Genomic DNA, 19841 nt, shown 5'->3' with positions numbered 1-19841 from the left:
TCTCCATTAATACAGTCACATACTCATAAGGGTATTCAGTTGCAGGATCGGCTGCAGGATGGCCAGCACGATAAACAGCACCATGCCGGCCATGGTGACCACCAGCAGGGGTTCAAACAGGCTGAGGGACATCTGGATCTGCGCGCTCAGCTCCCGGTCCTGGTTCTCCGCCGCGCGCTCCAGCATGGCGGTCAGCTCACCGCTTTGCTCGCCGCTGGCGATCATGTAGCGCATCATCGGCGGAAACAGCGCTGTCGCCTCCAGCGCGCGATGCAGGCTGACGCCCTCGCGCACCGATTCGCTGGCGGTCTCCAGCTGGCTGCGCGCCCAGGCATTGCTGAGGACGCCGGCGCTGATGCGCATCGACAGCAGCAGCGGCACCGCGCTGGCGTTGAGAATGCTTAAGGTGCGGGCGTAGCGCGCGCTGTTGACGCTGCGCGTCACGCGGCCGATGACCGGCAGACGCAGCAGCGCCCGGTCCCAGGCGAGCCGCCGGGCGGGCTGGCGCAGCAGATAGCGCAGCCCCAGCAGCGCCAGGAATGACAGCAGCACCAGCCAGGGGCCCGCGCTGCGCACAATGTCGCTCAGGCTCATCAGCAGCCGGGTAGAGAAGGGCAGGGCCTGTTTTAGATGGACAAACTGCTCGACGACTTTCGGCACCACGGTGGAGAGCAGAATGGCGATCACGCTGATGGCGACCAGCGTCAGCACGATGGGGTAGATCATCGCCTGTAGCAGGCGGGCGCGAAGCTGCTGGCGCTGCTCGGTATAGTCCGCCAGCCGGTTCAGCACGCCGTCGAGATGGCCGGAGGTTTCGCCGGCCGCCACCATGGCGCAGAACAGGCCATCGAAGCAGGCGGGATAGGCGCGCATCGCCTCCGCCAGCGAATGGCCTTCAAGCACTTTGCTGCGCACCCCGGCCATTAACGTTCTCAGCGACGCCTTTTCGCACTGCTGGGCGACGGCATCGAGCGCTTTTTCCAGCGGAATGCCGGCGGCGACCAGGGTGGCCAGCTGGCGAGTGAGCAGGGCTAAATCACCGGCGCTGGTGCGCCGGGCGATCAGCCCGCCGCGCCACAGCCGGCTCGCCGGGTCGGCGGCGGCCACTTCCAGCGCCAGCCAGCCCTTGTCCCGCAGCAGCTGGCGGGCGTGGCGGGCGGAGTCGGCTTGTTGAACGCCGCGGCGGGTTTTGCCCTGCGCGTCCAGCGCCTGATAGCGAAAGAGGGCCATCTCAGACGCTGTCCGCCGTTTGCTGTTCGGTGACCCGCATCACCTCCTCCCAGCTGGTGATCCCCGCCAGCGCTTTATCGCGCCCGGCATGGCGCAGGGTCTGCCAGGCTGGCCCCAGCTGCTGGATCAGGGTGATCTCATTTTCGCCGCGGTGGATGGCGGCGCGGACGCGGTCGTCAATGAGCAGCAGCTCGTGAATGCCGGTGCGTCCGCGATAGCCGGTGAAATTACACCGGGCGCAGCCTTTTGGCTGCCACAACGGCGTACCGGCCGGGACCGCCATCTGCCGGGCGGCGTCAGCATCCGCCTGCCAGGGCTGACGACAGTGCGGGCACAGCCGACGCACCAGCCGCTGCGACATCACCGCCAGCAGCGAAGTGGAGAGTAAAAAGGGCTCCACCCCCATATCCTGCAGGCGGGAAACGGCCCCCAGCGCGCTGTTAGTGTGCAGCGTCGACAGCACCAGGTGGCCGGTCAGCGAGGCCTGGACGGCGATCTGGGCGGTTTCGCCATCGCGGATTTCGCCCACCAGCACCACGTCCGGATCCTGGCGCAGTATGGCGCGCAGGCCGCGGGCGAAGGTCATCTCGACTTTGGCGTTGACCTGGGTCTGGCCGATACCTTCCAGCTCATACTCCACCGGATCTTCAATGGTCATGATGTTGCGCTCCCGGGCGTCGAGGCGGCTGAGGGCGGCGTAGAGCGTTGTGCTTTTCCCGGATCCGGTCGGCCCGGTGACCAGAATGATGCCGTGTGGCCGGGCGATCAGCGCGTCGACCTGGTCAAGCAGGGCGGGGGGCATGCCCAGCGTCTGCAGATCCAGGTTGACGCTGTTTTTGTCCAGCAGGCGCAGCACCACGCGTTCGCCGTGGCTGGAGGGCAGGGTGGAGACGCGCACGTCTATCGCCCGCCCGCCGATACGCAGCGCCATGCGGCCATCCTGGGGCACCCGTTTTTCGGCAATGTCCAGGCTCGCCATCACCTTGATGCGCGAAATGAGCAGCGCGGCCAGCCGCCGCTGCGGGCGCAGAATTTCCCGCAGCACGCCGTCGACGCGAAAGCGAATTTGCAAATGGCGCTCATAGGTTTCGATATGGATATCGGAGGCTTTCTCTTTGATGGCCTCGGTGAGCATGGCGTTGATCAGACGGATAATCGGCGCATCGTCTTCGCTGTCGAGCAGATCGTCGGTATCCGGCAGCTCTTCGGCGAGGGTATAGAGGTCAAGCTCATTGCCGATGTCGGCCATCATCCGGTGCGCTTCCGCCGAGTCGCGCTGATAGCTGAGCACCAGCACTTTCTCGAACGCTTCCGGCGCCAGACGGCTGACGCTCATCGGTCCGTCCGCCAGGCGGCGCGCTTCCAGCAGCGCCCGGGCGGCGGTATCAGCGCGGCACAGCGCTTCGCAGCGTTCGCCGTCGCTGAGCAGCACCAGATGGTGCGCGCGGGCCCACGCGAAGGGCAACAGCGGACGGCGTTCGGCGGCTGGCGTCATGGGCGGCCTCCGAGGTTAAAGGCGTCAATGGCGGCGCTAACCTGGCGGAAGGCCTGGGTCTCCTGCTGCGGATAGATGTGCAGCAGATCGTTGCTGAGCGATGCTTCGCTGCTCTCTTTGCCCCGCTGTTTGGTTTGCGCATCGTTGAAGGCGGTGTACTGGCCGGAGGAGGCCCGGCGGTACTCATCGCGGTCGCGAATAATGGTCGGGCGGATAAACAGCATCAGGTTGCGTTTCGACACTTTCTTGCTGTCGGAGCGGAACAGCGCGCCGATCACCGGGATGTCGCCGAGCAGCGGCACTTTGTCGGCGCTATCGGTGACGCTTTTATCCAGCAGCCCGCCAACCACCACCGTTTCGCCGCTGCCCACCAGCACGGCGTTATTCACCGTCCGGGTATTAAAGGTCGCCCCGAGATCGCTGCTGGTGCTGGAGGCCGAATCGGCGACGCTCGATACTTCCTGCTCAATCTCCAGCAGCACGGCATCGCCTTCGTTAATCTGCGGTTTCACCTTCAGCTTAATGCCCACGGTTTTGCGCTCGACGGTATTGAAGATGTTGTCGCCGGAGGTGGTTTGCGAGCCGGTTAACACCGGGACTTCCTGGCCGACGTTGAAGGTGGCTTGCATATTGTCGAGGGTGACGATGCTGGGGGTGGCCAGAATATCGTTCTTGGTACTGCTGGAGAGGGCGGTGAGCAGCATCGCCCAGTTCCCCTGGTAGAAGCCGGCGGCGATACCGTTAAACGAGCCGAGGGCGCTGGCCAGCGAGCTGCTGATGGTGCCGTCTTTGTTGTACTGGTTGGCGCCGGCGATCGCGGTGGAGATCGGCAATCCGCTGTTGGTAAACTGGGTCATGCCGGCGTTTTTATTGGCCCACTGGATACCGAGGTTGAGTCCGTCGGCATCCTGCACTTCGGCGATAATCGCCTCCACCAGCACCTGCGGGCGGCGGATATCCAGCTGGGCGATCACCCGCTCCAGATCGTTCATCACGTCCGGCGCCGCGGTGACGATCAGGGCGTTGGTCTGGCCGTGGGCTTTGATAATAATATTTTTATCGATCGCGGCCACCGGCTTGGCGCTTTGCTTATCGTTCTGCAGCGAGCTGCTGATCCCGGTCAGGACCTCCACCAGATCGGCGGCTTTGGCGTACTTCAGGTAGATCACTTTGGTGTTGCCCTGCACCGCCTGCTGGCGGTCGAGCTGTTTGATCATGGCGATAATGCGCTGGCGCGAGTTTGGCTCGCCGCTCACCAGCACCGAGTTGGTGCGCTCATCGGCCACCACGTTCGCCACCATCGATCCCGGCAGCGCCGACTTGCTGGTGTCTTTGTTGAGTTCGGTAACCAGTTTGACCACCTCCGCGGCGGAGGCCCAGGAGAGAGGCACGGTCACCACGCTGCGATCCCCGGCGTTGTCGACGCGTTCGACAATGGTCAGCAGGCGTTTGATCACCGCCGCGCGGCCGGTCATCAGCAGGACGTTGGAAGGTTCATAATGGACCACGCTGCCGGCGCCAGCGTTATCGTTCAGCTGGCGGAGCAGCGGCGCGAGATCGCGAGCGGCGACGTTGGTCAGGGGCACCACCCGGGTGACGACCTCATCGCCTTCGCCCGGCGCGGCCTCGCTGGCGACCGGAACGGCCGAGGTCTTGGCATCTTTGGCGCGGACCACCTTCAGCACGCCGTTATTCATATTAATCACGGCGAAGCCATATACATCCAGCACGCTGAGGAAGAATTGATAATATTGCTCTTCATTGAGCATATCGTAACTGCGCACGGTGATAGTGCCGCGTACGCTGGGATCGATAATCACCGTTTTATTCAGGTTTTTGCTGACGGTATTGATAAATTCCTGGATATCGGTGCCTTTAAAACTGGCGGAAAATTCCTCCGCGGCGGCCGGAGAAAATAGCAGCGGGGTTAATATCAGCAGCGCAGGAAGCATTTTTCGCAGGCGTTTCATGGTTGGCAATTATTCATCCCCCAGGGAGAAAGCAATATCGTGTCGTTGGCCTTCCCGCTCAACGGTTAGCGTTATTTCGGTCATATCGGCCAGATTCTGCAGCGCCTGTTGCGCTTGTTCCTGATCGCGTAAATCGATGCCATTTAAGGCGATCGCCAAATCATTTGCCTGCAGGCCGGCCTGGCGAAACAGCGAGGCGTCTTTGCCAGGGTTAAGTCGGTAGCCCTGCAGTTTGTCGCCGCTGAGTACCGGCGAAATCGTTAAATAAGTGAGGATATTTTGCGGCTGCTCACGGAGTCGCTTCATAAGGGGCGGACGGGGCGCGGCGGCGGGCGATGACGACGACGCGCGGGTATCGTTAAATAATAAAATGGCCTCCTGGCGCCCCTGATAGTTGACGATGATCCGGTCTGGCAGGATGGCAGCGATCTGTGCATCGTATCCCGGGGTGGAATCGCCGACGCTAAGGCTAACCTGCTGATTTCCTTTTTCAATAATCGCAATGGAACGCGCCGGGTTGCTGCTGGCGAGCAGCCCGGCCAGGCGTAGCTTCAGGCTGGAAACCGGCACCTGATCGAGGCTGGTGGCCTCCGCTGGCGCGGGGGGATTTTTCGTCGCCAGGCCAAACAGGGTAAACGCGGGCCGCACGTTTTTTAATTCCGGTTCCGCTGCCGGAGGCGCGGTTAACGGCAGGGCGGAAATATCCTCAGAACTGACAGGGAATACCACTCGCCAGGTTAATTTCGCCAGCTGCGGAATGGCGGTTATTAATATGATGAGCGTCACAATTTGGGGTAATAATTTAATTATCCCTTTATTTGTATTTGTTAACCCCATCACAGAAACTGGCATTTTAATCCCTTTGCTAATTTATTTTTCTGCACGCTGGCGTAATACCCTACCGAAACAGGTAGGTGATTATTGGCTTTTGAATGAATTATTGCCGGAGAGTGGCGATAAGCGTGGCGAATCATAATCAGTTTGCGGTTTGCGGTCGTCATTCCCTTTATTCATTTACTCCCCCGGCTTTCTACGCCCCCCTCTCATTTGTGGGGGATGATTGCGCCTGAGAAAGCAAAAATATCTAATTAGCGCGCTGTAAAGATATTCATCCTTTCTTACCTTTTATAATTTAATAAGCATATTAGGGACTATCGAATGCTCAGATATACCTGTCATGCCCTATTTCTTGGATCGTTAGTATTATTGAGTGGCTGTGATAACAGCTCTTCCTCCTCTTCCTCTGGCTCACCTGGCGAACCCGGTAATCCTGGCACGCCCGACCCGCAGGATGTCGTCGTCCGTTTACCGGACGTTGCCGTCCCTGGCGAAGCGGTACAGGCCTCTGCCAACCAGGCTGTCATTCACCTCGTCGATATCGCCGGCATCACCAGCAGCGCGCCGGCCGACTATGCCAGCAAAAACCTCTATCTGTGGAATAACGAAACCTGTGATGCGCTGAGCGCGCCGGTGGCGGACTGGAATGATGTCAGCACCACGCCGACCGGCAGCGACAAATATGGCCCTTACTGGGTGATCCCGCTGACTAAAGAGAGCGGGTGTATCAACGTGATCGTCCGCGATGGCACCAATAAGCTTATCGACAGCGACCTGCGCGTCTCTTTCAGTGATTTCACCGATCGGACGGTATCGGTCATCGCCGGCAACAGCGCGGTCTATGACTCCCGCGCCGACGCCTTCCGCGCCGCCTTTGGCGTGGCGCTGGCCGATGCGCACTGGGTCGATAAGACCACTCTGCTGTGGCCGGGCGGGGAAAATAAACCCATTGTGCGTCTCTATTACAGCCACAGCAGTAAGGTGGCCGCCGACAGTAACGGCGAATTTACCGATAAGTATGTCAAGCTGACCCCGACCACCGTCAGCCAGCAGGTGAGCATGCGCTTCCCGCATCTCGCCAGCTATCCTGCCTTTAAGCTGCCGGATGACGTCAACGTCGAGGAATTGCTGCAGGGCGAGACGGTGGCGATATCCGCCGAAAGCGACGGGATACTGAGCTCCGCCACCCAGGTGCAGACCGCCGGCGTGCTGGATGATACCTATGCCGCCGCCGCCGAGGCGCTGAGCTATGGCGCCCAGCTAACCGATAGCGGCGTGACCTTCCGCGTCTGGGCGCCCACGGCGCAGCAGGTCGAGCTGGTGCTCTACAGTGCGGACAAGAAAGTGGTTGCCAGCCACCCGATGACTCGCGACAGCGCCTCCGGCGCCTGGTCCTGGCAGGGAGGGAGCGACCTGAAGGGCGCGTTCTACCGCTACGCGATGACGGTCTACCACCCGCAGTCGCGCAAAGTCGAGCAGTACGAAGTGACCGATCCCTACGCCCACAGTTTGTCGACCAACTCGGAGTACAGCCAGGTGGTCGATCTGAACGACAGCGCGCTGAAGCCGGAAGGCTGGGACGGGCTGACGATGCCGCACGCGCAGAAAACCAAAGCTGACCTGGCGAAGATGACGATCCACGAATCGCATATTCGCGATCTCTCCGCCTGGGATCAAACCGTTCCTGCGGAGCTGCGCGGTAAGTATCTGGCGCTCACCGCCCAGGAGAGCAATATGGTTCAGCATCTGAAGCAGCTGTCGGCCTCGGGCGTGACCCATATTGAGCTGCTGCCGGTCTTCGATCTGGCGACGGTCAATGAGTTCAGCGACAAAGTCGCCGATATTCAGCAGCCGTTCAGTCGCCTGTGCGAGGTCAACAGCGCGGTGAAGAGCAGCGAGTTCGCGGGCTATTGCGACAGCGGTTCGACGGTTGAAGAGGTGCTGACTCAGCTGAAGCAGAACGACAGTAAGGATAACCCGCAGGTGCAGGCGTTGAATACGCTGGTGGCGCAGACCGATTCCTATAACTGGGGCTACGATCCGTTCCACTACACAGTACCGGAAGGATCCTACGCCACCGACCCGGAAGGCACGGCGCGCATTAAAGAGTTCCGCACCATGATTCAGGCGATCAAGCAGGATCTGGGAATGAACGTCATTATGGACGTGGTGTACAACCACACCAACGCCGCCGGTCCGACCGACCGCACCTCGGTATTGGATAAGATCGTCCCCTGGTACTATCAGCGTCTGAACGAAACCACCGGCAGCGTGGAATCGGCCACCTGTTGCTCCGACTCGGCGCCAGAGCACCGGATGTTCGCCAAGCTTATCGCCGATTCACTGGCGGTATGGACCACCGATTATAAGATCGATGGCTTCCGCTTCGACCTGATGGGCTACCACCCGAAAGCGCAGATCCTCTCGGCCTGGGAGCGCATTAAAGCGCTGAACCCGGATATCTACTTCTTTGGCGAAGGCTGGGATTCCAACCAGAGCGATCGCTTTGAAATTGCCTCGCAAATCAATCTCAAAGGCACCGGGATCGGCACCTTCTCCGATCGTCTGCGCGACGCCGTGCGCGGCGGCGGGCCGTTCGACTCCGGCGATGCATTGCGCCAGAACCAGGGCGTGGGCAGCGGGGCCGGCGTTCTGCCGAATGAGCTGACCACCCTGACCGACGATCAGGCGCGCCACCTCGCCGATCTGACCCGTCTCGGCATGGCCGGTAACCTTGCGGACTTCGTGCTGATCGACAAAGACGGCGCGGTGAAGAGAGGCAGCGAGATTGATTATAACGGCGCGCCTGGCGGCTACGCGGCTGATCCGACGGAAGTCGTGAACTATGTGTCAAAACACGACAACCAGACGCTGTGGGACATGATCAGCTACAAAGCCGCTCAGGAGGCGGATCTCGACACCCGCGTCCGGATGCAGGCGGTGTCGCTGGCCACGGTCATGCTCGGCCAGGGGATCGCCTTTGACCAGCAGGGTTCGGAGCTGCTGCGCTCCAAATCCTTTACCCGCGACTCGTATGATTCCGGCGACTGGTTTAACCGCGTGGATTACTCCCTGCAGGACAACAACTACAACGTCGGTATGCCGCGCAGCAGCGATGATGGCAGCAACTATGACATCATCGCCCGCGTGAAGGACTGGGTGGCCACCCCGGGTGAAGCCGAGCTCAAGCAGATGACCGCGTTTTATCAGGAGCTGACCGCGCTGCGTAAGTCATCTCCGCTGTTTACCCTCGGCGACGGCGCGACGGTGATGCAGCGTGTGGACTTCCGCAATACCGGCGCCGATCAGCAGACCGGTCTGCTGGTGATGACCATCGATGACGGGATGCAGGCTGGCGCCAGTCTGGACAGCCGCGTCGACGGCATCGTGGTGGCGATTAACGCCGCTCCGGAAAGCCGGACGCTGCAGGATTTCGCCGGCGCATCGCTCCAGCTGAGCGCCATCCAGCAGGCGGCGGGCGACCGTTCGCTGGCCAGCGGCGTGCAGATTGCCGCTGACGGCTCGGTCACGCTGCCGGCCTGGTCGGTTGCCGTTCTCGAATTGCCGCAGGGCGAATCGCAGGGCGCCGGCCTGCCGGTGAGCAGTAAATAACGTGACGTGGGGCGCCCGTAAGGGCGCCTCTGGCTGATGACAAACCTGGTTTGATATTGTGCCGCCTTTCTGCCGGGTGGCGGCTTTCGCCTTACCCGGCCTGTGAAGGACTGCAATATCAAACCGTTATGCAGTTAGCTGTAGGCCCGCGCAAGCGCAGCGCCGCAGGGCAATCCCTGAAGATTGCGCTTTGTCAGCCGTTTGGGGCGCCCGTAAGGGCGCCTTCTCGTTATCGTGAGGGAACAGGAGATCGTGGTGATTGTTCGTGATGACAGTGAAAGAGGGATCCCCCCGCTGGTGGCGCATCAGCCGCCTTCCGCGCAGGCGGACGCGCCGGTGATCCTCGGCCGGATGGTGCAGATCCCAGGCTGGATTATCCCGCTGTACGCCGGATTATTATTCGCGCTCGGCTGGTTTGGCGGTGAGCAGTGGCGTCATCCGGCACCGCCGCAAACGCTGCCCTTGCCGGTGGCGCATGCGGCGCTTCTGCCGTTAACCGCTGCCGGAGAGGCCGCACCAAAGACGCCGCCGCCGGCGACAAAACCCAGTGCGCCCGCCGCGCCGGTGGTGGACAGCGATACGCTGCCGCCTCTGCGCTATAGCGCGCATGTCTACGCCTCGTTAGCGGAAAAGCGCAGCATTGTGTTAAATGGCAAAGCGTGGACGGAGGGCGACTCCCCGCTGCCCAATCTGGTGGTGGAGCAGATCCAGCAGGATGTGACGATCTTTAGCTTCAACGGCACGACCTTTACCCTCGCGGCGCTGGAGGACTGGCCCGGCGGGAAAATTGACGAGGAGCCGAAAGGCGAATAAGGGGCACGCGCAATAAAATGCGCGTTGAAGATATTTTGCTTAGTCGCCGCGCAGGCTGGCAATAAAGGGAGCAAGCTGGCGATTAAATTGACTGCACTGCGCGGCTTCCGGGGTGCTGTCCTGTAAAAGCTGTTGGTAAAGCCGGTCGCTATTTTGGCTTAACGTTGCCGGGTCAATATTTCCCCAGCCGCGCGCTTTGCCGACATTCACCACCGCGCGATAAATAGCTTCATCGGCGGGCAGATCGCTACGATTACATTTATTCTTGAGATAGCGCGTTCCTGCCGCCACGGACGAGAGCTGCTCGAGCTGCGCCTGGCTACTGATGGCCGGACTGAGCGTTGAGGCGGGTTTCTGTTGGCAGCCAGAGAGCACGGCCACCACGCAAAGCGGAAATATAAGCGGAATGCGCATAGTAGAGTAATCAAAATAATGAATCACTGGCCGCTAGTTTAACAAATATTTCCCTGGTGTCATCATAAAATATGATTCTGCATAAATGTTAACAGGCTCTCATTTTTATTGGCAGAAACTCGATTAATCCCCTTTACTTCTTTCAATAATAAACATTGGCGGCCGGAAAATATATTTTCTGCGGCAGATGATGCCGCCGCATTTGGCGTCAGGGCGAGCGTCATTTTTTATGTTATTAAAAAACATACTCTTTCCCATCTTGTTACGTGAGCACGAGGTAAAATGCTGGTTAAGAATGTCGCATTTTAGTGCTATCCTGTATGCCCTGAACATTACGTGCTATGTTCTGACTCATTCTGCCAGTGATGCGTTTAACACAATGATTTTATGGTGAATTTTTATTGTTAGTATCATGTGAAACGAAGCAAACCAACCCTTTGAAAGGTGGGCGGCGCGTTCTGCCCGCCAGCAGGTTGTCGTCCCGAGGGTAAGCAGCCAGGACGTTAATTTGAGAGATTTCTTCTTCCTCTGAACAGGGGAAGTATTGAGAATCAGGCCTTTGCGCCTGAACGTTGCGGAGAAAAAGCATGGCGGGAGATGACCGCGAGCCTATCGGACGTAAGGGAAGACCCTCACGTCCGACAAAACAGAAAGTCACCCGTCGCCGGGTCCGGGAAGAGGACTACGACGACGAGTATGATGACGATGATTATGAGGATGAGAAACCGGTGCCGAGAAAAGGCAAAGGCAAAGGTGGTAAGCCTCGTCGTAAGCGCAGCTGGCTGTGGCTGCTGGTCAAGCTGGGGATTGTCTTCGCGGTGCTGATTGCCGCCTATGGCGTCTACCTCGACCAGAAAATCCGCAGCCGCATTGACGGTAAAGTCTGGGAGCTGCCGGCCGCGGTCTATGGCCGAATGGTGAACCTTGAGCCGGACATGCAGATCAGCAAAAACGAGATGGTGCGTCTGCTGAACGCCACCCAGTATCGTCAGGTCAGCGCGATGACGCGTCCCGGCGAATATACGGTGCAGGCCAACAGCATCGAGATGATCCGCCGTCCGTTCGATTTCCCGGACAGTAAAGAAGGGCAGGTGCGCGCGCGTCTGACCTTCGACGGCGACCATCTGGAAACCATCGAGAATATGGATAACAACCGCCAGTTCGGTTTCTTCCGCCTCGATCCGCGACTTATCACCATGCTGCAGTCGCCGAACGGCGAGCAGCGTCTGTTCGTGAAGCGCAGCGGCTTCCCCGACCTGCTGGTGGATACGCTGCTGGCGACCGAAGACCGCCACTTCTACGAGCACGATGGTATCAGCCTCTATTCCATCGGCCGTGCGGTGCTGGCGAACCTGACGGCAGGCCGGACGGTGCAGGGGGCAAGTACCCTGACCCAGCAGCTGGTGAAAAACCTGTTCCTCTCCAGCGAACGCTCCTACTGGCGTAAAGCCAACGAAGCGTACATGGCGCTGATCGTCGACGCCCGCTACAGCAAGGATCGCATCCTTGAGCTGTATATGAACGAGGTGTACCTCGGTCAGAGCGGCGATAACGAAATTCGCGGCTTCCCGCTGGCCAGCCTGTACTACTTTGGCCGTCCGGTGGAAGAGCTGAGCCTCGACCAGCAGGCGCTGCTGGTGGGGATGGTGAAAGGGGCGTCGGTCTATAACCCGTGGCGCAACCCGAAACTGGCCCTTGAGCGACGCAATCTGGTGCTGCGTCTGCTGCAGCAGCAGCAGGTCATCGACCAGGAGCTGTACGACATGCTGAGCGCGCGTCCGCTGGGCGTGCAGCCGCGCGGCGGAGTGATTTCACCACAGCCGGCGTTTATGCAGATGGTGCGTCAGGAGCTGCAGGCGAAGCTGGGCGATAAAGTGAAAGATCTCTCCGGCGTGAAGATCTTCACGACCTTCGACTCGGTGGCGCAGGATGCCGCGGAAAAAGCGGCCACCGAAGGGATCCCGGTACTGAAGAAACAGCGCAAGCTGGCAGATCTGGAAACCGCCATGGTGGTGGTGGACCGCTTTACCGGTGAAGTGCGGGCGATGGTCGGCGGCGCGGAGCCGCAGTTCGCCGGCTACAACCGTGCGATGCAGGCCCGCCGGTCGATTGGTTCTCTGGCCAAGCCGGCGACCTATCTGACCGCGCTGAGCCAGCCGAACCAGTATCGCCTGAATACGTGGATCGCCGATGCGCCAGTGACTATTCGCCTGTCCAACGGCCAGACCTGGTCGCCGCAGAACGACGATCGTCGCTTCAGCGGCCAGGTGATGCTGGTGGATGCCCTGACCCGTTCGATGAACGTGCCGACGGTTAACCTCGGGATGGCGCTGGGCTTGCCGGCGGTGGTCGATACCTGGACCAAACTGGGGGCGCCGAAGAATCAGCTCAACGCCGTGCCGGCGATGCTGCTTGGCGCGCTGAACCTGACGCCAATTGAAGTGGCCCAGGCCTTCCAGACCATCGCCAGCGGCGGCAACCGTGCGCCACTCTCCGCCCTGCGGTCAGTGATTGCGGAAGATGGCACGGTGCTGTATCAGAGCTACCCGCAGGCGGAGCGCGCGGTGCCTGCCCAGGCGGCCTACATGACGCTGTGGACCATGCAGCAGGTGGTGCAGCGCGGGACGGGTCGTCAGCTGGGCGCGAAGTATCCGGGCCTCCATCTGGCGGGGAAAACCGGGACCACCAACAATAACGTCGATACCTGGTTTGCCGGGATCGACGGTAGCCAGGTGACCATCACCTGGGTGGGTCGCGATAATAACCAGCCAACCAAACTGTACGGCGCCAGCGGTGCGATGTCGATTTATCAGCGTTATCTGGCGAACCAGACGCCAACGCCGCTGGTGCTGACGGCGCCTGAAGACGTGGTCGACATGGGCGTGGACAGCAACGGCAACTTCGTCTGCAGCGGCGGTATGCGTTCGCTGCCGGTATGGACGACGCAGCCGGATGCGCTGTGCCGCCAGGGCGAGATGATGCAGCAGCAGCAGTTGCAGCAGCAGGAAGCGAACAACCCGTTCAATCAGTCCGGGCAGCAGCAGCAACAGCAGCAACAGCAGCAGCAGCCGCCGAAGCAGCAGGAGAAGAGCGACGGCGTCGCGGGCTGGATCAAGGATATGTTCGGCAGTAACTGATTTAAGCCCTAAGACCAGACCCCTTAAGACGAAAGTATTAAGGGGTTTTTTTATGCCTGTAAAAAAGTTAACGGCTCTTTAACTCCATAATAACTATCTGGTTATTAATTCAGCCTTCAACCCGCAGCGACAGGCATATCGCTTGCCTTGCCTTCAACGTTTCGCCTATTATATCGCCCGTCATAATAATAATTCTCGTTTACGTTATCATTCACTTTCATCAGAGATATACCCATGGCGCGTCCAAAAACTGCTCAGCCAAACCACTCGCTGCGTAAAGTCGCAGCTGTAGTAGCCACGGCGGTTAGCGGCATGTCTGTCTACGCACAGGCAGCAGAACAACCGAAGCAAGAAGAAACCATTACCGTCGTTGCCGCCCCGGCCGCCCAGGAAAGCGCCTGGGGACCGGCGCCGACCATCGCGGCGAAACGCTCCGCCACGGCGACGAAAACCGATACCCCGATTGAAAAAACGCCGCAGTCTGTGTCGGTGGTGACGCGCCAGGAGATGGAGATGCGTCAGCCGACGACGGTAAAAGAGGCGCTCTCCTATACGCCAAGCGTCTTCTCCACCCGCGGCAGTTCGACCACCTATGACGTGGTCACCATTCGCGGCTTCACCACCTCGACGACCGTCAACACCAACCAGTATCTGGACGGCATGAAGCTGCAGGGGAATAACTACTCTGAAGTCTCCATGGATCCTTACTTCCTGGAGCGCGTGGAAGTGATGCGCGGGCCAACCTCGGTGCTGTACGGCAACAGCAACCCGGGCGGTATCGTCAGCATGGTCAGCAAACGCCCGACCACCGAGCCGCTGAAAGAAGTGCAGTTTAAGATGGGCACCGACAATCTGTGGCAGACCGGGTTTGACTTCAGCGACGCCATTGATGATGCCGGCGTCTGGTCCTACCGCCTGACCGGCCTGGGCCGCAGCCAGGATGCCCAGCAGCAGATGGCGAAATCGACCCGCTACGCGGTGGCGCCCTCCTTTAGCTGGCGTCCGGACGATAAAACCGACTTCACCTTCCTGAGCAACTTCCAGAATGATCCGGATGCGGGCTACTACGGCTGGCTGCCGCGCGAAGGCACCGTGGTGCCGTATTACGACGCCAACGGTAAGGCGCACAAGCTGCCGACGGATTTCAACGAAGGCGAGGCGGATAATAAAATCTCCCGCCGCCAGAAGATGGTGGGCTACAGCTTCTCCCATCAGTTCGATGACACCTTTACCGTGCGGCAGAACCTGCGCTATGCCGATGTGCATACGCTCTATCGTTCGGTGTACGGCAACGGCTATGTCGCGCCGGGCTACATGAATCGCGCCTATGTGCGCTCCGACGAGCACCTGAACACCTTCACCGTTGATACTCAGCTGCAGTCTGATTTCGCCACCGGCGCGGTTAACCATACCCTGCTGACCGGCGTGGACTACTCGCGGATGCGTAACGATGTGGATGCCGACTACGGGACGGCGGATCCCATCAGCATGAACAATCCGCAGTACGGCAACCCGAATATTCAGGTCACCTTCCCGTACGCGGTGCTCAACCGGATGGAGCAGACTGGCCTTTACGCGCAGGATCAGATGGAGTGGGATAAATGGGTGATGACCCTGGGCGGGCGTTACGATTACGCCACGACCTCAACGTTAACCCGCGCCACCAACAGCCTGGCGGAGAACCACGACCAGCAGTTCAGCTGGCGCGGCGGCATCAACTACCTGTTCGATAACGGTATCTCTCCGTACTTCAGCTACAGCGAATCGTTTGAACCGGTATCGGGATCCAGCAGCAGCGGTAAGCCGTTCGATCCGTCGCGCGGTAAGCAGTATGAAGCCGGCGTGAAATATGTGCCGAAAGATATGCCGGTGGTGGTCACCGCGGCGGTCTATCAGCTGACCAAAGACAAGAACCTGACGGCGGATCCGGCTAACCAGGCGTTCAGCATCCAGACCGGCGAAATCCGCTCCCGTGGCCTTGAGCTGGAGGCGAAGGCGGCGGTGAACGCCAATATTAACGTCACCGCAGCCTACAGCTACACCGATGCGGAGTACACTCACGATACGGTGTTCAACGGCAAACGTCCGGCGGAAGTGCCGCGTAACATGGCCTCCCTGTGGGCGGATTATACCTTCCACGAAACCGCGCTGAGCGGTCTGACGATTGGGGCCGGGGCGCGCTATATCGGTTCAACGGTCAGCTACTACAAAAATGACACCAGCACCGGTAAGAAAAATGATGCCTTTAGTGTGGCCGGTTATGCGCTGATGGATGCGACGGTGAAATACGATCTGGCGCGCTTTGGCCTGCCGGGCTCGTCGGTCGGCGTCAACGTCAACAACCTGTTCGACCGCGAATATGTCTCCAGTTGCTACAGCGAATACGCCTGCTACTGGGGGGCCGGACGTCAGGTCGTCGCCACCGCCACCTTCCGTTTCTAACCACCTACGGGCGCGGTTCGCCGCGCCCTTTATCAGGTTATCGCTATGCAGGAACAGACTCCGCACGCAGAAACCACCTTCGCGCTGGATCGCGTCACTTTCCGTGTGCCTGGCCGCACGTTGCTCCATCCGCTCTCGCTCACCTTCCCGGCCGGAAAAGTCACAGGCCTGATCGGCCATAATGGCTCCGGCAAGTCGACGTTACTGAAAATGCTTGGCCGCCATCAGCCGCCTTCCGCAGGCGATGTGCTGCTGGACGGCCAGCCGCTGGAGAGCTGGGGCAGCAAAGCCTTTGCCCGCAAAGTGGCCTATCTGCCGCAGCAGCTGCCGCCGGCCGAAGGTATGACGGTGCGCGAGCTGGTGGCGATCGGCCGCTATCCGTGGCACGGCGCGCTGGGTCGCTTTGGCGCGGCGGACCGCGAGAAAGTGGAAGAGGCGATTGCGCTGGTAGGGCTGAAGCCGCTCGCCCATCGTCTGGTGGACAGCCTCTCCGGCGGCGAACGTCAGCGGGCGTGGATCGCCATGCTGGTGGCGCAGGATAGCCGCTGTCTGCTGCTCGATGAACCCACCTCGGCGCTGGATATCGCCCATCAGGTTGATGTCCTCGCGCTGGTGCATCGTCTCAGCCAGCAGCGCGGCCTGACGGTGATCGCCGTCCTGCACGACGTTAATATGGCGGCCCGCTACTGCGACTATCTGGTGGCCCTGCGCGGCGGGGAAATGATCGCCCAGGGGACGCCGGCGGAACTGATGCGCAGCGACACCCTGGAACAAATCTACGGCATCCCTATGGGGATCCTGCCGCACCCGGCCGGCGCGGCGCCGGTAAGCTTTGTCTATTGATGATGACCCCGACTCAGATAACCCGACGTCGCCTGCTGACCGCGATGGCGCTCTCGCCGCTGCTGTGGCAGATGCGCGGCGTGCAGGCGGCGAACGTTGACCCGCAGCGTGTGGTCGCCCTGGAGTGGCTGCCGGCGGAGCTGCTGCTGGCGCTGGGCGTCACGCCTTACGGCGTGGCCGATATCCCTAACTATCGCCTGTGGGTGAACGAGCCCGCGCTGCCCGACTCGGTGATCGATGTCGGTCTGCGCACTGAACCCAATCTTGAGCTGCTGACGCAGATGAAACCGTCGTTTATCGTCTGGTCAGCAGGCTACGGCCCGTCGCCGGAGAAGCTGGCGCGTATCGCCCCCGGTCGCGGATTCACCTTTAGCGACGGCAAACGCCCGCTGGCGATGGCTCAGCGCTCGCTGCTGGAGATGGCTGACCTGCTGGGCAAACCGCAGCAGGCTCAGCGCCACCTGGCGGAGTTTGAGGCGCTGATGGCGAGCCTGAAGCCGCGCTTTGCCGGACGTGGCGACCGTCCGCTGCTGATGATCTCCCTGCTCGATCCGCGCCACGTTCTGGTGTTTGGCGAAAACTGCCTGTTCCAGGAGGTGCTTGACCGCTTTGGTATTAAAAACGCCTGGCGCGGCGAAGCGGCGTTCTGGGGCAGCGTCAGCGTTGGCATCGACCGGCTGGCGGCGTTTAACGAGGCCGATGTGATCTGTTTTGATCATGGTAACGAGCGGGAGATGACCCAGCTGCTGGCGACCCCGCTGTGGCAGGCGATGCCGTTCGTGCGCGCGGGACGCTTCCAGCGCGTTCCGGCGGTGTGGTTCTATGGCGCGACGCTGTCGGCGATGCATTTTGCCCGCGTGCTGGCCGAGGCCCAGGGGAGTCCGGCATGAATACGCGTATTTCACCGTTAGCCAGTATCCTGCTGGTCGCGCTGCTGGTCGCCGCCTTCGCGTTGAGTATCGTCAATCTCAATGTCGCCTTGCCCTATGCGCAATGGCGGCAGGCGCTGCGGCAGCCGGATAGCGATCAGATTGCCCAGATGCTGTTTCATTACAGCCTGCTGCCGCGGGTGGCCGTTTCACTGCTGGTGGGGGCCGGGCTGGGACTGGTCGGCGTACTGTTCCAGCAGGTGCTGCGCAATCCGCTGGCGGAGCCGACCACCCTTGGCGTCGCTACCGGCGCGCAGCTGGGGATAACGGTCACCACGCTGTGGGCCATCCCCGGCGTGCTGGCGTCGCAGTTTGCCGCGCTGGCCGGGGCCTGTCTGGTGGGTGCGCTGGTGTTTGGCGTCTCCTGGGGCAAGCGTCTGTCGCCGGTAACGCTGATCCTGGCGGGCCTGGTGGTCAGCCTCTACTGCGGGGCGCTTAACCAGCTGATGGTGATTTTCCATCACGACCAGCTGCAGAGCATGTTCCTGTGGAGCACCGGGACGCTGACGCAAACCGACTGGAGCGTGGCGCAGCGCCTGTGGCCGCAACTGCTGGGCGGGGCGATACTCACCCTGCTGCTGCTGCGTCCGCTGACTCTGATGGGGCTCGATGACGGGGTGGCGCGCAACCTGGGGCTGGCGCTGTCTCTGGCGCGCCTCGGCGCCCTGACGCTGGCGATCGTGATGAGCGCGCTGCTGGTCAACGCGGTCGGGATTATCGGCTTTATCGGCCTGTTCGCGCCGCTGCTGGCGAAAATGCTCGGCGCCCGTCGACTGCTGGCCCGGCTGCTGCTGGCGGCGCTGATCGGCGCGCTGCTCCTGTGGCTTTCCGATCAGGTGATCCTCTGGCTGAGCCGGGTATGGCGGGAAGTCTCCACCGGCTCGGTCACCGCCCTGATCGGCGCGCCGCTGCTGCTGTGGCTGCTGCCGCGGCTGCGCAGCATCAGCGCCCCGGTGATGAACGGCGGCGATAATGTGCAGCCTGAGCGCTATCACGTGCAATGGTTTGTTCTCGGGGGCGTCGCGTTGCTGCTGCTGGCGATGAGCGTGGCGCTGGCCTTTGGTCGCGATGCCCACGGTTGGCTGTGGGCTCACGGCGATCTGCTGGAGCAACTGCTGCCCTGGCGCTGGCCGCGGGTGCTGTCGGCGCTGTTCGCCGGGGTGATGCTGGCGGTCGCCGGCTGTATTATCCAGCGCCTGACCGGCAACCCGATGGCCAGCCCGGAAGTGCTGGGCATCAGCTCCGGCGCCGCCTTTGGCGTGGTGCTGATGCTGTTCTTCGTGCCTGGCGACGCCTTTGGCTGGCTGCTGCCGGCCGGGAGCCTTGGCGCGGCGGCCACTTTGCTGATCATTATGCTGGCCGCCGGGCGGGGCGGTTTCTCGCCGCATCGGATGCTGCTGGCGGGGATGGCGCTCAGTACCGCCTTCACTATGCTGCTGATGATGCTGCAGGCCAGCGGCGATCCGCGTATGGCGCAGATCCTGACGTGGATCTCGGGGTCGACCTACAGCGCGACGCCGGAGAGGGAGGTACGCAGCGGCGCGGTGATGCTGGTCCTGCTGGCGCTGGCGCCGCTCTGTCGCCGCTGGTTAACCATCCTGCCGCTGGGCGGGGAGGCGGCGCGGGCGGTGGGCATGGCGCTGACGTCATCGCGGATTGTTCTGCTGCTGCTGGCGGCCTGCCTGACGGCGGCGGCGACGCTGACCATCGGCCCGCTGAGCTTCGTCGGGCTGATGGCGCCGCATATTGCGCGCATGATGGGCTTCCGGCGAACGCTGCCGCATATGGTGATCTCCGGACTGACTGGCGGGCTGCTGCTGGTCTTCGCCGACTGGTGCGGACGGATGATCATGTTCCCGTACCAGATCCCGGCGGGGCTGCTGTCGACCTTTATCGGCGCGCCGTACTTTATCTATTTGCTGAGGAAGCAGAGCCGCTAACGATCCCGGATGGCCTCAACATCCCCGGTGGCGCTAGTGCTTACCGGGGCTACAGTGCTGTGCGATTTGGTAGCCCGGATAAGGCGCAATGCGCCGCATCCGGGAAACTCCCCGGTGGCGCTATCGCTTACCGGGGCTACAGCGCGGTGCGATTTGGTAGCCCGGATAAGGCGCAATGC

At 61.2% G+C, this 19841-nt stretch carries 14 protein-coding genes; 7 read left to right on the top strand and 7 right to left on the bottom strand.

What is annotated here, in order from left to right; all coding sequences use genetic code 11:
• Positions 1-15: 15 nt before the first annotated feature.
• Genes gspF through MKR05_RS22205 form a run of 5 tightly spaced genes read right to left on the bottom strand, consistent with a single transcriptional unit; the run spans position 16 to position 5669 of the window.
• The gene (gene gspF, locus MKR05_RS22225) at positions 16-1230 is read right to left on the bottom strand and encodes a type II secretion system inner membrane protein GspF (protein WP_023292025.1); all 1215 of its coding nucleotides are present in this window, start codon (positions 1228-1230) and stop codon (positions 16-18) included.
• 1 nt (position 1231) lies between these two features.
• Positions 1232-2725, bottom strand: coding sequence for a type II secretion system ATPase GspE (gspE, locus tag MKR05_RS22220; RefSeq protein WP_044521064.1), 1494 nt, complete (start codon positions 2723-2725; stop codon positions 1232-1234).
• Complete coding sequence (gene pulD / locus MKR05_RS22215) at positions 2722-4695, bottom strand: GspD family T2SS secretin variant PulD (RefSeq protein WP_023292027.1); 1974 nt, start codon at positions 4693-4695, stop codon at positions 2722-2724. Before pulD ends, gspE begins: the two co-directional genes overlap by 4 nt.
• A gap of 9 nt (positions 4696-4704) precedes the next feature.
• Positions 4705-5547 (bottom strand): type II secretion system protein GspC, encoded by an 843-nt coding sequence (gspC, locus tag MKR05_RS22210; RefSeq protein WP_101989309.1) that lies wholly within the window; start codon positions 5545-5547, stop codon positions 4705-4707.
• Positions 5532-5669: a hypothetical protein gene (locus tag MKR05_RS22205; RefSeq protein WP_032429281.1), complete on the bottom strand. Its 138-nt coding sequence runs from the start codon at positions 5667-5669 to the stop codon at positions 5532-5534. The genes gspC and MKR05_RS22205 overlap by 16 nt, the downstream gene beginning before the upstream one ends.
• Before the next feature lie 184 nt (positions 5670-5853).
• Between MKR05_RS22205 and pulA the strand changes: the two genes are divergently transcribed.
• Positions 5854-9144: a pullulanase-type alpha-1,6-glucosidase gene (pulA, locus tag MKR05_RS22200; protein ID WP_080820700.1), complete on the top strand. Its 3291-nt coding sequence runs from the start codon at positions 5854-5856 to the stop codon at positions 9142-9144.
• A gap of 255 nt (positions 9145-9399) precedes the next feature.
• The gene (gene gspB / locus MKR05_RS22195) at positions 9400-9957 is read left to right on the top strand and encodes a type II secretion system assembly factor GspB (RefSeq protein ID WP_048296723.1); all 558 of its coding nucleotides are present in this window, start codon (positions 9400-9402) and stop codon (positions 9955-9957) included.
• 39 nt (positions 9958-9996) lie between these two features.
• On the opposite strand, the gene gspS is transcribed toward gspB, so the two are convergent.
• Positions 9997-10371, bottom strand: a complete 375-nt coding sequence (gene gspS / locus MKR05_RS22190; RefSeq protein ID WP_048298627.1) for a type II secretion system pilot lipoprotein GspS — start codon at positions 10369-10371, stop codon at positions 9997-9999.
• 62 nt (positions 10372-10433) lie between these two features.
• Positions 10434-10595: a hypothetical protein gene (locus MKR05_RS22185; protein ID WP_032429101.1), complete on the bottom strand. Its 162-nt coding sequence runs from the start codon at positions 10593-10595 to the stop codon at positions 10434-10436.
• 363 nt (positions 10596-10958) lie between these two features.
• Between MKR05_RS22185 and mrcB the strand changes: the two genes are divergently transcribed.
• The 5 genes from mrcB to fhuB all read left to right on the top strand — a co-directional run bounded on the left by mrcB (position 10959) and on the right by fhuB (position 19662).
• Positions 10959-13508 carry a bifunctional glycosyl transferase/transpeptidase gene (gene mrcB, locus MKR05_RS22180; protein WP_048296725.1) on the top strand — a complete coding sequence of 850 codons (2550 nt, stop codon included), beginning with the start codon at positions 10959-10961 and terminating at the stop codon, positions 13506-13508.
• Between the two features lie 234 nt (positions 13509-13742).
• Positions 13743-15950 carry a ferrichrome porin FhuA gene (gene fhuA / locus MKR05_RS22175; protein ID WP_048296727.1) on the top strand — a complete coding sequence of 736 codons (2208 nt, stop codon included), beginning with the start codon at positions 13743-13745 and terminating at the stop codon, positions 15948-15950.
• Positions 15951-15995: 45 nt separating this feature from the next.
• Positions 15996-16793 (top strand): Fe3+-hydroxamate ABC transporter ATP-binding protein FhuC, encoded by a 798-nt coding sequence (fhuC, locus tag MKR05_RS22170; protein WP_032452785.1) that lies wholly within the window; start codon positions 15996-15998, stop codon positions 16791-16793.
• Entirely contained in the window at positions 16793-17683 is an 891-nt protein-coding gene (fhuD, locus tag MKR05_RS22165; RefSeq protein WP_048296729.1) for a Fe(3+)-hydroxamate ABC transporter substrate-binding protein FhuD, read from the top strand. The genes fhuC and fhuD overlap by 1 nt, the downstream gene beginning before the upstream one ends.
• Complete coding sequence (gene fhuB, locus MKR05_RS22160; protein WP_101989308.1) at positions 17680-19662, top strand: Fe(3+)-hydroxamate ABC transporter permease FhuB; 1983 nt, start codon at positions 17680-17682, stop codon at positions 19660-19662. Before fhuD ends, fhuB begins: the two co-directional genes overlap by 4 nt.
• The last annotated feature ends 179 nt before the right edge of the window (positions 19663-19841 follow it).

Source organism: Klebsiella sp. K5-204, assembly GCF_030128585.1.
Lineage (GTDB): Bacteria > Pseudomonadota > Gammaproteobacteria > Enterobacterales > Enterobacteriaceae > Klebsiella > Klebsiella quasipneumoniae.
This window is presented reverse-complemented; position numbering and strand designations above follow the sequence as displayed.